This window comes from Streptomyces sp. NPDC044571, assembly GCF_040647115.1.
In the GTDB taxonomy this organism is placed as follows: domain Bacteria; phylum Actinomycetota; class Actinomycetes; order Streptomycetales; family Streptomycetaceae; genus Streptomyces.
The window spans coordinates 24,365-37,104 of sequence record NZ_JBEZBN010000058.1 but is presented as its reverse complement, the minus strand read 5'-3'; the positions used below and the strand labels follow the sequence as shown (position 1 = coordinate 37,104).

10 protein-coding genes are annotated in these 12,740 nt (G+C 70.2%); 9 read left to right on the top strand and 1 reads right to left on the bottom strand.

Going from position 1 to position 12,740, the window contains the following annotated elements; genetic code table 11:
- Positions 1-103: 103 nt before the first annotated feature.
- Positions 104-1,027 (bottom strand): hypothetical protein, encoded by a 924-nt coding sequence (locus AB0B01_RS25720; RefSeq protein ID WP_361723557.1) that lies wholly within the window; start codon positions 1,025-1,027, stop codon positions 104-106.
- A gap of 128 nt (positions 1,028-1,155) precedes the next feature.
- Between AB0B01_RS25720 and AB0B01_RS25715 the strand changes: the two genes are divergently transcribed.
- From AB0B01_RS25715 to AB0B01_RS25675, 9 genes are all read left to right on the top strand, one after another.
- Positions 1,156-3,777: a valine--tRNA ligase gene (locus AB0B01_RS25715; protein WP_361723554.1), complete on the top strand. Its 2,622-nt coding sequence runs from the start codon at positions 1,156-1,158 to the stop codon at positions 3,775-3,777.
- Between the two features lie 143 nt (positions 3,778-3,920).
- Positions 3,921-5,300, top strand: a complete 1,380-nt coding sequence (locus tag AB0B01_RS25710) for a glycosyl hydrolase (RefSeq protein WP_361723551.1) — start codon at positions 3,921-3,923, stop codon at positions 5,298-5,300.
- Positions 5,301-5,315: 15 nt separating this feature from the next.
- Positions 5,316-6,095 (top strand): hypothetical protein, encoded by a 780-nt coding sequence (locus AB0B01_RS25705; protein ID WP_361723548.1) that lies wholly within the window; start codon positions 5,316-5,318, stop codon positions 6,093-6,095.
- 20 nt (positions 6,096-6,115) lie between these two features.
- Positions 6,116-7,564 (top strand): glycosyltransferase family 2 protein, encoded by a 1,449-nt coding sequence (locus tag AB0B01_RS25700; RefSeq protein WP_361723545.1) that lies wholly within the window; start codon positions 6,116-6,118, stop codon positions 7,562-7,564.
- Positions 7,565-7,581: 17 nt separating this feature from the next.
- A complete protein-coding gene (locus AB0B01_RS25695) occupies positions 7,582-8,919 on the top strand; it encodes a hypothetical protein (RefSeq protein ID WP_361723542.1) in 1,338 nt (445 codons plus the stop codon).
- 94 nt (positions 8,920-9,013) lie between these two features.
- Positions 9,014-10,543 (top strand): folylpolyglutamate synthase/dihydrofolate synthase family protein, encoded by a 1,530-nt coding sequence (locus AB0B01_RS25690; protein WP_361723540.1) that lies wholly within the window; start codon positions 9,014-9,016, stop codon positions 10,541-10,543.
- A 2-nt stretch (positions 10,544-10,545) separates the two neighbouring features.
- On the top strand, positions 10,546-10,884 hold the full coding sequence (locus AB0B01_RS25685; protein ID WP_361723537.1) for a DUF4233 domain-containing protein: 339 nt from the start codon (positions 10,546-10,548) through the stop codon (positions 10,882-10,884).
- A gap of 111 nt (positions 10,885-10,995) precedes the next feature.
- Positions 10,996-11,406 (top strand): nucleoside-diphosphate kinase, encoded by a 411-nt coding sequence (ndk, locus tag AB0B01_RS25680; RefSeq protein WP_361723534.1) that lies wholly within the window; start codon positions 10,996-10,998, stop codon positions 11,404-11,406.
- Positions 11,407-11,702: 296 nt separating this feature from the next.
- Complete coding sequence (locus AB0B01_RS25675; protein ID WP_008738981.1) at positions 11,703-12,722, top strand: rod shape-determining protein; 1,020 nt, start codon at positions 11,703-11,705, stop codon at positions 12,720-12,722.
- Positions 12,723-12,740 lie beyond the last annotated feature (18 nt).

Sequence of the window (12,740 nt, the reverse complement as noted above, 5' to 3'; positions counted from 1 at the left end):
GCCCGCGCCCCCCCTTTTCCTGGCGGCCCCCCCGCCCCTCCCGCCGCGGGGGGGCGCCCCCCCCCCGCCCCCCCGCCCCTCTTCGTGTTCCAGCGGCGTCGCACTACATCTTGACGCGTGCCGTGTTGTAGAGCTTGGCCGCGAGATCCGCGACCTGCTCCTGGGTGTAGCCCTTCTGACCCGCCAGGATCGCGGCCGCATCGCTCGCACCGACCATGGTCAGGGTGCTGTGGTCACCCCAGATGCAGACGGGGATCGTGAACTCCTTGGGCCCCTTGGCCGTGGAGTCCTTGAGGGTGTACTTGGCTTCCTGGCACTTCATCACAGCGCCCTTGAAGCCGGCCGGGGTCATCGCCTTGGGGCTTCCGACGAGCTCGACCGTCGTCTTGCTGCCGTCGCTGCTGTTGGCCTTGGCCAGGGCGAAGTACGCGTCGACCGCCTTCTCGGGGTCGGCGATGTCGCCGTAGACGCCCTCGAAGTTGAGTGCCTTGGCCGTCAGCGGGTTGCTCGGGTCGCCCGCCTGGTACTTCTGCTTCACCTGGGTGGGGTTCTTGACGCCGACGGACTCGGCCTCCTTGCGTTCCTTGTCGGTGAACGTGTCCGGCTGGGACTTCGGGTTCTTCTTGAACTCGTTGACCGACTCCGGGGCGACCAGCTTGTAACCCTTGGTGTCCGCGGCCACCGAACCCGAGGCGCCGCCGCCCTGCGTGAAGTACCAGCCGGCGCCCGCGATCACGGCTACCGCGACGACCACGCCGATGACGATGCCGGCCTTCGACTTCTTCGGGGGCTGCTGCATGCCGTACGGGGGCTGCGGGGGCATGCCCGGCTGCTGCTGGTAGCCGTAGGCCGGGGGCTGCTGGGGGTAGCCCTGCGGGGGGACGCCCGGCGGCGGCGGGGGCTGCTGCGGGTAGCCGTAGCCGGGCTGCGGGGCGGGCTGCCCGTACGGCCCGGGCTGGGGGCCTCCGTACGGCCCCGGCTGCTGCGGCGGCTGGGCCCCGTACGGTCCCGGCTGGTTGTAGCTCATACCCGCGTCCCCCTTCAGAGATCCTTATGCGTTTCACACATCCTGTCGGAAGCCGAACGCCCCCAAGCCCCCGGGCCCCCCGATTACCGGTTTCATGACTGGACTGTTACGGCCCTAAACTGTGCCCCGTGACCGAGAACACGCAGACACCCAGCAGCCCCAACTCCGAACTGCCGACCCAGTACGCGCCGGCCGAGGTAGAGGGGAAGCTCTACGAGCGCTGGGTGGAGCGTGGGTACTTCACCGCCGATCCCGCGAGTGAGAAGCCCTCGTACACCATCGTCATCCCGCCGCCGAACGTCACCGGCTCCCTGCACCTGGGCCACGCCTTCCAGCACACGCTCATGGACGCCCTGACCCGCCGCAAGCGGATGCAGGGCTACGAGTCGCTGTGGCTGCCCGGCATGGACCACGCCGGTATCGCCACCCAGAACAAGGTCGAGCAGCAGCTCGCCGAGGAGGGCAAGTCCCGCCACGACCTCGGCCGTGAGGTGTTCGTCGAACGGGTCTGGCAGTGGAAGGAGGAGTACGGCGGCAAGATCCTCGGGCAGATGCGCCGCCTCGGCGACGGCGTCGACTGGTCGCGCGAGCGCTTCACCATGGACGAGGGCCTGTCCAAGGCCGTCCAGACGATCTTCAAGAAGCTCTACGACGACGGCCTGATCTACCGCGCCGAGCGCATCATCAACTGGTGCCCCCGCTGCCTGACGGCCATCTCCGACATCGAGGTGGAGTACCAGGAGGACGCCGGCGAGCTCGTCTCCATCCGTTACGGCGAGGGCGAGGACAGCCTGGTCGTCGCCACCACGCGCGCGGAGACGATGCTCGGTGACACCGCCGTCGCCGTCCACCCCGACGACGAGCGGTACAAGCACCTCGTCGGCAAGCAGATCAAGCTGCCGCTGACCGACCGGACCATCCCGGTCGTCGCCGACACCCACGTCGACCCGGAGTTCGGCACCGGCGCCGTCAAGGTGACCCCCGCGCACGACCCGAACGACTTCGCCATCGGCCAGCGCCACGGCCTGCCGTCGATGACGATCATGGACGAGCACGGTGTCATCACCGTCCACGGCCCCTTCCTCGGCCAGGACCGCTACGAGGCCCGCTCGGCCGTCGTCGGCGCGCTGCGCCAGCAGGGCCGGATCGTGGCCGAGAAGCGCCCGTACCTGCACTCCGTCGGACACTGCTCCCGTTGCAGCACCACCGTCGAGCCGCGCCTGTCGCTCCAGTGGTGGGTCAAGGTCGAGACGCTGGCCAAGGAGGCCGGCGACGCCGTCCGCGACGGCCGGGTCGCGATCCACCCCGAGGACATGTCGAAGCGCTACTTCGACTGGGTCGACAACCTCAACGACTGGTGCATCTCGCGCCAGCTGTGGTGGGGCCACCGCATCCCGGTCTGGTACGGCCCGGACGGCGAGGTCGTCTGCGTCGGACCGGACGACGAGGCGCCCACCGGCGAGGGCTGGACGCAGGACACCGACGTCCTCGACACCTGGTTCTCCTCCGGCCTGTGGCCGTTCTCCACGCTCGGCTGGCCGCAGCAGACCCCGGACCTGGAGAAGTTCTACTCCACCGACGTCCTGGTCACCGGCCACGACATCATCTTCTTCTGGGTCGCCCGGATGATGATGTTCGGCCTGTACGCGATGGACGGGAAGCCGCCCTTCAAGACGATCGCGCTGACCGGCCTGGTCCGCGACGAGCGCGGCAAGAAGATGTCGAAGTCCTTCGGCAACGTCGTCGACCCGCTGGACTGGATGGACAAGTACGGCTCCGACGCCGTCCGCTTCACCCTGGCCAAGGGCGCCAACCCCGGCACCGACGTCCCGATCGGCGAGGACTGGGTCCAGGCCTCCCGCAACTTCGCCAACAAGATCTGGAACGCCACGCGCTTCGCGCTGATGAACGGCGCCACCATCGAGGGCGAGCTGCCGGCCCCCGAGCAGATGTCGGCGACCGACCGCTGGATCCTGTCCCGCCTGAACAAGACGGTCACGCAGGTCGACGCGTACTACGAGGACTTCCAGTTCGCCAAGCTCAGCGAGGCGCTCTACCACTTCGCGTGGGACGAGGTCTTCGACTGGTACGTCGAGCTGTCGAAGACGACCTTCTTCGCGGGCGGCGAGCCGGCGAAGGTCTCCGGGCGGGTCCTCGGCGAGGTCCTCGACGTCATGCTGCGCCTGCTGCACCCGGTGGTCCCCTTCGTCACCGAGACGCTGTGGACCACCCTCACCGGCCGCGAGTCCCTCGTGGTCGCCGAGTGGCCGAAGGACAGTGGCTTCCGCGACGAGGCCGCCGAGACCGAGATCGAGAACCTCCAGGCCGTCGTCACCGAGGTCCGGCGCTTCCGCGCCGACCAGGGCCTGCAGCCGGGCCAGAAGGTCCCGGCCCGCCTGGACCTCGCCGGTACGGCGCTGGCCGCGCACGAGCCGGCCATCCGCCAGCTGCTGCGCCTCCAGCCGGAGGGCGAGGGCTTCAGCGCCACCGCCACCCTCCCGGTGGCCGGTGCCACGGTCGCGCTCGACCTGTCGGGCACCATCGACGTGGCCGCCGAGCGCAAGCGGCTCTCCAAGGACCTCACGGCCGCGGAGAAGGAGAAGCAGCAGGCCGAGGCGAAGCTGGGGAACGAGGCCTTCCTGGCCAAGGCCCCCGACAACGTCGTGGACAAGATCAAGGGTCGGCTGGCCAAGGCCGAGGCGGACATCGCCCGGATCACGGCGCAGCTGGACGCACTCCCCGCCGCGTAACGCCACGCGCTTCCCCGCATGACAAACGGTGAAACCATCGGCCCCCGAGCCCCACGGCCCGGGGGCCGACGCGTAGGGTGACACCGGCCCCAGGGGTAGCCCGTGTCGGGCAGGGGCCGCTGTCGGGAGAGGGGGGTCTCGAAGTGTTACGTCGCGAACTGAAGCGGCGCGATGTCCTCTGGGGAGCGGCGGCCACCGCGGCAACGGGCGGAGCCCTCGCCGGCGTGGCGGCCTACAGCACCTCGCGCGCGCCCGCCGCAGGACTCCAGAAGGACCTGCTGACGCGGGACCCCAAGGCCTCACGGGCCGCGCAGGCCGTGTACCGATTACTGGCCGGGCTGGAGGCGGACGCCCGGGCCGGCCGGCGCCGCGGCACCCTCATAGGCCAGCACGCCGAAGTGCACAACGAGCGGTACAACCCGGAGTACGGCGACCACACGGGTCCCAAGCCGCCCGGCTACTACTACCGCAAACCCCAGGACATCACCGGGAAGCTGCCGGCCTTCCTCGAACTGGACCTGGGCCCCGGATACCAGCAGGACGGCTGGGGCGTGGGCGAGGCCCGGGACTACTCGCGTGCCGCCTGGCCCGCCCGCCGCGAGTTCTGGACCTACACGAACGACGTCGTCGACCTCGCCCTGGGCGTGTGGCACGGACTGCCCCGCAAGGCCGACGGCTCGTACAACCCGACCGGCACCGAACTCCTCTGGAACGGCACGAAGACGACGCTCCCGACGAACGGGGGAGCGCCGGCCGGCCTGGTCGGGATGTCGTTCCACCAGCCGTGGCCGGGCAGCCCGGTCAAGAGCTACGACCAGACGCTGCGCCGCAACGCGCCGGCGGCGAAGGACCCGGGATGGATCGACCGGGTGCTCACCGCCGGTTCCCCGGAGCACGCGGCGCTGCTGCTCGACCTGTCCTTCCTCGCGGACCACCTCGGCTACCTGGCCGCGTACGACGTACCCGTACTGCTGCGCCCGTACCACGAGATGAACGCGCTCGGCGGGGACCAGAACTTCTGGTGGGCGGGGCTGAAGTCCGCGCAGTACACGGCGCTGTGGAAGCTGCTCTACCACTACCTGGTGGGCTCCCGCGGGCTGCACAACCTCATCTTCGTCTGGGCCCCCGCGGCATGGGACGGCGTGCACGGCAGCGACCCCTGGGACTTCTACCCGGGAGCCGAGTACGTGGACGTGGTCGGCGTCGACGACTACAGCGGATCGCCGGAGAACCCCTTCGACTCCGTCGCGTGGACGGCGCGGTGGCACCAGGGCCTCAAGGACTACGGCAAGCCGCGGATCCTCGCCGAGTCCTTCCACGTGCCGCTGGGCGCGGCGCAGCGCACCACCCTCGACCAGGCGCCCTGGGTGCTGTGGACCGTGTGGGGTGACGGACTGACGGCGAAGAACGCCCCGGCGGACGTGAAGCAGACCTACAACGACCCCAAGACCATCACGGGGGGCCGGGATTCCGGCCCCGCGGGAGTGCAATGGCTCGCCTTGCACGAGGGAAATCCCGAATAGGAGTTGAAGTTGAGCATGTCAACGCCACGTCCCCACCGCGTGGCCGCCTTCGTGGCCATGGGGTGGGCGGGCATCCTGCTCCTCTGGGCCCTGTACAACTGCTTCTGGCAGGTCGGCGTCGTCGACTTCCTCCAGGGCATCGTCTACTACGGCACGGGTGACGGCTCCGGAACCGCCGAGACGTTCAACCTCAACTGGGGTGTCGTCTACGTGGCGGGCGGCCTGCTGGTCCTGCGGGGCAACAGCCTCGGCCGGGGCATCGTCATCGGCGGCGCGGCCATCGAGGGCTACAACCGGGTGCGCAGCCTGACCGGTGCGCTGTTCGACGAGAAGCAGACCGACTACTTCACCTCCACCCTTCAGGGCGGTTTCAAGCTGGCGACCTTCGCCGCCGGCGTCCTCGTCACCGGCACCCTCATCGTGCTGCTGCTGCGGGACTTCGCCGCGTACGAGCCGTGGCAGCCGCCGGTGAACCCCTGGACCCAGCAGGCGCACGAGGCCCGGCAGGCCCACGAGCAGGCACAGCGCGCGGCGGCGCAGCAGGCGCAGCAGTACCAGCAGCCGCAGCCGTCTTCGCCACACGGGTTCGGGCCGGTGCCCGCCTACCCGGCCCAGCCCGGGCCGCAGCAGCTGCCGCAGACGGGCTACGCCCAGCCCCAGCCCCAGCCGCAGCAGCCGCAGACGGGCTACGCCCAGCCCCAGCCCCCGCAGCCCGGCTACGGATCCGGTCCGTACGGCGGCCAGGCCCCCTGGCCGCAGCAGCCCCCGCCGCCCCAGCAGCCCTCTCAACCGTAGGAATCCAGAAGGACCCTGCCATGACCCTCGCTCCCTTGCACGAGCACGCGGCGACCTCCCGCCGCGATGCGAAACTCGTCCAGCGCCATGCGGACTGGAAGCCCGGCGTGCCGGCCTTCCTGCTGCCCTTCCTGCTCCTCGCCGGCTTCGGCCTGTGGGCGTACGAGCCGAACCCGACCCCGCTGGGCTGGACGCTGTCGATCGTCTGGTCCCTGCCCGGCTTCGGCGTCATGGTCGGCCTCCAGGGCGCCCTGCTGATCCGCCGCCGGCTGCGCAAGGCGCACGAGATGGTCCCGCCGGCGCCCGTGGAGGAGGACTTCCTCGTCGTGCTGGTGCCCACCATCGGCCGCCACGACACGTACCCGGCCCTGGAGCGCTCGGTCCTCAGCTACGTCGACCACCTCCCCCCGTACTTCCCGAGGATGCGGGTCGACGTCCTCACGGAGGAGGGCTGCGAGGCGGCCGAGCGGATCGACGGCCTGGCCGAGACGAACCCCCTGATCCGCGTGGTCACGGTGCCCAAGGCGTACGAGACGGCGAACGGCACGCGTTTCAAGGCCCGCGCCAACCACTACGCGCACGAGCTGCGGATCGCGGAGGGCGAGGCACTCGACGACGTGTGGGTGCTGCACATGGACGACGACACCGGCGTCGGCCCCGACACCGCCGCCTCCGTGGCCCAGTTCGTCAACCGCCAGCGGCGGGCCGGTGACGACGGCAAGCACATGGCGCAGGGCATCCTCGCCTACCCGCGCGAGAACGCCGTGAACCGCTTCACCTGGCTCGCCGACGCGGTCCGGCCCGCCGACGACATAGCCCGGTTCCGCGCCCTCACCGGACTCGGCACCCCGGTCGCCGGAGTACACGGGGAACTGCTGCTGCTCCGCGCCTCCGTCGAGGCGACCATCGGCTGGGACTTCGGCCCCAAGGCCATCGTCGAGGACGCCCAGCTGGCACTGACGTTCTGCCGTATGTACCCGGGCCGCAGCGACTGGTTCAACGGCCGCTGCTACGGGGCCTCGCCCGCCACCACCAGGGACTTCATCAAGCAGCGCGAGCGCTGGGCGTGGGGCCTGGTCGCCCTCTGTTTCAACCGGACGGTGCCGTTCCGGTACCGCTGGTTCCTGCTGCTCTGCGTGGCCACCTGGGTCCTCGGGCCGCTCCAGCACGTGACGACCGTGCTCCTGGTGGCCTGGCTCATCGGTGACTTCAACACCTCGCCCGTCGCGCAGACCGTCGTGATCATGTGGGCGCTCAACTTCGCCTACGTCATCTGGACGTACTGGGAGGGACTGCGGCTCAACGCCATGGTCTCGGCGAACGGCAAGCGGCGCTGGTGGGAGCCGCTCGTCGTGCTCGCCCTCATCCCGCTGTTCTCCGTACTGGAAGGGCTGGGCGGCCTGCGCGGGCTGTTCAAGTTCCTCAAGCGCGAGGAGAACAAGTTCGTCGTCATCGCCAAGCCCGCGTGAGGAACCGAGACCCCGCCGTGAAGAACGCGCAGAACACCGAGAACACGAAGAACACCACGAACGCGAAGAACACCGCGAACGCGCAGCCCGACGCGAAGAAGCGCTCCAAGGTCCCCCTGCTCGCCATCCTCCCCGTCACCGTGACCTCGCTGGTCATCGGGCTGCCGTTCGTGGTCGGCGACCACCCCCTGCGCTGGAGGGCCGGCTCCCTCACCCCGTCCCTGGTGCTGCACGGCTCGCCCGCCGAGAAGGGGAGCCGTACGGACGACACCGTCCTCGCGGACGGGAGCGGCGCCGCCCGGGAGGCGAGCGGCGCGGCTGCGGACGCGGGCACCCCGACCGGGCCCGCCCTGAAGGTGGACAAGCCGTGGAAGGCCGGCATGCCGGAGTGGGGCGTCCAGATCTTCTGGGAGGACACGAAGGAGCACGGCGACGCGTACGTCGAGAAGCAGGCACGGGTGCAGGCCGACTACCTCGTCGGGCTGAAGGCCAACGCGGTCTCCGTCTCCTTCCCCTTCTACACGGAGGGCCGCACCTCGACGAAGCTCGCGGCCGGCCGCGGCACCCCGACGCCCGAGCGCCTCGACACGGTCCTGCGGGTCTTCCACGAGGCAGGGCTGCGCACCACTGTCCGGCCCACCCTGGACGAGGCGGCGCTCGTCCCGCCGGAGGGCTGGCGCGGAAACATCACGCCGACCGACAAGGCGGCCTGGTTCGCCTCCTACGAGGCCCTGCTCGGCCCTTACCTCGACGTGGCCCAGCGCCGGCAGGCGGCGACCTTCGTGATCGGGACCGAGCTGAACTCCATGGAGGGGCAACCGGGCTGGAAGGACCTGATCGCACAGGCCGAGAAGCGGTTCAAGGGCGAGGTGTCCTACGACGCGAACTGGGACAACTACGTGAACGGCCGCATCGCCGTCCCCGTCACCCGGCTCGGCGTGGACGCCTACTTCCCCGTCAAGGCCGCCGACGACGCACCCGTCGAGGAGCTCGTCGCCGGCTGGGAAACCTGGCTCGACAAGAAGAGCAAGGGAGCTCTCCCGCGGATCGTGCTCTCCGAGGCGGGCATCAGCGCGATGGACGGCGCCTACCGGGCCCCCGGCGACTTCTACGCGAAGCGCCGGGTCAACCCGGCCGTGCAGGCGAACTGGTACAAAGCGGTCTGCCAGGTCGTCCGGGAACGGAAGATGGCCGGCGTCTACTGGTGGTCGGTCTCTTTCGGAGCCGACCCCAAGGCCGCGCCCAAGGAGCACGACTCGCGCCTCAACTTCGCGGGGCGCCCGGACAGCGAGCGCGAGATCCGGGCCTGCTTCGGCTCCGACTACCCGGGACCGGGCACCGCCGCGGCGCCCTGATGCCGATCACGTCCACCGGATGGGGCGGGAGGGCTCCGGGCGCCGGACCGGCCGGGTTCGAAGTCCCCCCGCCCCTCGTCCGTAGACTGGGCTCGTGAGTGAGCAGCAGCCCGAGAGCCCCGACCGAGACGACCACGACGGCACCGCCGAACTGTTCGACCGGATCGTGGCGGAAGAGTCCGACCGTGATCCCGACCTGGCGGTGATCGAGGCCGGCAGCCGTACCCTGCGCGCCCAGGCCGGCCCGCCCCAGGGCGACCCGGTACCGTCCCAGCCCGTCGCCCCCGAGGTGGCGCAGGCGCTGCAGGAGGTGGAGCAGGAGCTCGCCACCCGGTGGGGCGAGACCAAGCTGGAGCCGTCCGTCAGCCGGATCGCCGCGCTGATGGACGTCCTGGGCGAGCCGCAGCGCGCGTACCCCTCCATCCACGTCACCGGCACCAACGGCAAGACCAGCACCGCCCGCATGATCGAGGCCCTGCTGGGCGCCTTCGACCTGCGCACCGGCCGCTACACCAGCCCGCACGTGCAGTCGGTCACCGAGCGGATCAGCCTGGACGGGGCGCCGATCAGCGCCGAGCGGTTCGTCGAGACGTACCACGACATCAAGCCGTACGTGGAGATGGTCGACGCCGCCGAGGAGTACCGGCTGTCCTTCTTCGAGGTGCTCACCGGGATGGCGTACGCGGCCTTCGCGGACGCCCCGGTCGACGCGGCCGTCGTCGAGGTCGGCATGGGCGGCGCCTGGGACGCCACCAACGTGATCGACGGCTCGGTCGCGGTGGTCACCCCGATCAGCCTGGACCACACCGACCGGCTGGGTTCCACGCCCGGCGAGATCGCCCGGGAGAAGGGCGGCATCATCAAGCAGGACGCCACCGTGATCCTCGCGCAGCAGCCGGTGGACGCGGCGCAGGTGCTGCTGAAGAAGGCCGTCGAGGTCGATGCGACCGTGGCCCGCGAGGGCATGGAGTTCGGCGTCGTCTCGCGCGAGGTGGCGGTCGGCGGCCAGATGCTGACGCTGCGCGGCATGGGCGGCGAGTACGAGGGCATCTTCCTGCCGCTGTACGGCGCCCACATGGCGCACAACGCGGCGGTGGCCCTCGCGGCGGTCGAGGCCTTCTTCGGCGTCGGCGCGGAGCAGTCCCGGGAGCTGGACGTGGACACCGTGCGCAGCGCCTTCGCCTCGGTGACCTCGCCGGGCCGGATGGAGGTCGTGCGCCGCAGCCCGACGGTGATCCTGGACGCGGCGCACAATCCGGCGGGCGCGCAGGTGACGGCGGAGGCGGTGACCGAGGCGTTCGGCTTCAGCCGGCTGATCGGGGTCGTCGGCGCGAGCGACGACAAGGACGTGCGCGGGGTCTTCGAGGCCTTCGAGCCGATCTTCGCGGAGGTCGTGGTGACGGAGAACTCCAGTCACCGGGCGATGCCCGCCGACGAGCTGGCGGCCATCGCGGTCGAGGTCTTCGGCGCGGAGCGGGTGCAGGTGGAGCCGCGGCTGGACGACGCCCTGGAGGCGGCGATCACCTTGGCGGAGGAAGAGGCCGAGTACGGAGGGGCCGGGGTCCTGGTGACCGGTTCCGTGATCACGGTGGGCGAGGCCCGCCTGCTGCTGAAGAGGGGCTGAGGATGCGCACGCTGTGTGCTTCGACGCTGATCGGCGAGTTCTTCGTGATCGGCTTCGCCGGCCTGGTGGCCATGAAGAACCCCGACCTGACCCAGGCCGCGGTCTGGACGGTGTGCGGGGTCGCCATGCTGCTGTCGGTGCTGCTGTGCGGGATGCTGTCGCGCCCGGGCGCGGTGCAGATCGGCTGGGCGCTGCAGATCGGGCTGATCGCCAGCGGCTTCGTGGTCCCGACGATGTTCTTCCTCGGGGTCGTGTTCGCCGCCCTGTGGTGGTGCTCGGTGCACTACGGCCGCAAGGTCGACACCCTCAAGGCCCGACGGGCCGCGCAGCCCGAGGCGTAGTCGGCCCGGACCGCCCGGGTGGCCCGCGGGCGGTCCGGGCGGCGCACAGGGGCGCCACCGGCCCCCTGTAGCCTCTTAGGACCGCACCCGTATGCCGCAAGGAGCCACAACATGACCCAGCGCACTCTCGTCATCCTCAAGCCGGACGCCGTCCGTCGCGGCTTGGTGGGCGAGATCATCGGCCGTATCGAGCGCAAGGCCGGCTGGAGCATCCCCGCGCTGGAACTGCGCACGCTCGGCCGTGAGCTCCTGGAGCAGCACTACGCCGAGCACGTCGGCCGCCCCTTCTACGAGCCCCTCATGGGCTTCATGGCCGGCGGTCCCGTCGTCGTCCTCGTCGTCGAAGGGGAACGCGTGATCGAGGGTGTCCGCCAGCTGGCCGGGCCCACTGACCCGATTGCCGCGGCGCCCGGCTCCATCCGGGGTGACTTCGGCACCGTCACCCGGGAGAACCTGATCCACGCCTCGGACTCCGAGGAGTCCGCGGAGCGGGAGCTGAAGCTGTTCTTCCCCGCCCTCTGATGAGTCCTTCCTGACGCGACATCAGCCGAATAGCGCTCATGACCTGGGGCGACCGAAGTAATTTCGGTCGCCCTCCGGTATTACCGGACGGTTCGGGGAACGCATGTGCAGGACACGACGTCACCACTAAGGGGGCGGGTATCCGTTCCGGCGGGATTGCCGGAGTCCCGTCGCGCGATGTCCGCACCTGCGGCACTACGATGGGGCCTCCACCCACACACCCACCTCGCCGACCTGACAGCAGCCGCTATCAACTGGAAGGCCAGACGCTCCTCATGGGGAACAAGGGGAACAACATGTCGTTCATCGGCCGTGACATGGCGATCGACCTCGGGACCGCCAACACGCTGGTGTACGTGAGGGGCCGGGGGATCGTCCTGAACGAGCCGTCCGTGGTCGCCATCAACACGAACACCGGCGGCATCCTGGCGGTCGGCTCCGAGGCGAAGAAGATGATCGGCCGGACGCCCGGCAACATCGTCGCCGTCAGGCCCCTCAAAGACGGCGTCATCGCCGACTTCGAGATCACCGAGCGTATGCTCCGGTACTTCATCCTCAAGATCCACAAGCGCCGCTACCTCGCCCGTCCGCGCGTGGTCGTCTGTGTTCCCTCCGGCATCACGGGAGTCGAGCGCCGCGCCGTCATCGAGGCGTCCACGCAGGCCGGCGCCCGCCAGGTGCACATCATCGAGGAGCCCATGGCCGCCGCCATCGGCTCGGGCCTGCCCGTCCACGAGGCCACCGGCAACATGGTCGTGGACATCGGCGGCGGCACCACCGAGGTCGCCGTCATCTCGCTCGGCGGAATCGTCACGGCGCAGTCCATCCGGGTGGCCGGCGACGAGCTCGACAACGCGATCATCCAGCACATCAAGAAGGAGTACAGCCTCCTCCTCGGTGAGCGGACCGCCGAGCAGATCAAGATCACCATCGGTTCGGCCTACGACCTCGACAAGGACGAGCACACCGAGATCCGCGGCCGCGACCTCGTCTCCGGACTGCCCAAGACGGTCGTCATCTCGGCCGCCGAGGTCCGCAAGGCCATCGAGGAACCGGTCAACGCCATCGTCGACGCGGTCAAGACGACCCTCGACAAGTGTCCGCCGGAACTCTCCGGCGACATCATGGACCGCGGCATCGTGCTGACCGGCGGCGGCGCCCTGCTGCGCGGCCTCGACGAGCGGCTGCGCCGCGAGACGGGCATGCCGATCCACATCGCGGAGGACCCCCTCGACTCCGTCGCGCTCGGCTCCGGCAAGTGCGTGGAGGAGTTCGAGGCACTCCAGCAGGTCCTGGACGCCCAGCCCCGGCGCTGACACAGACGCCCTTCCGGG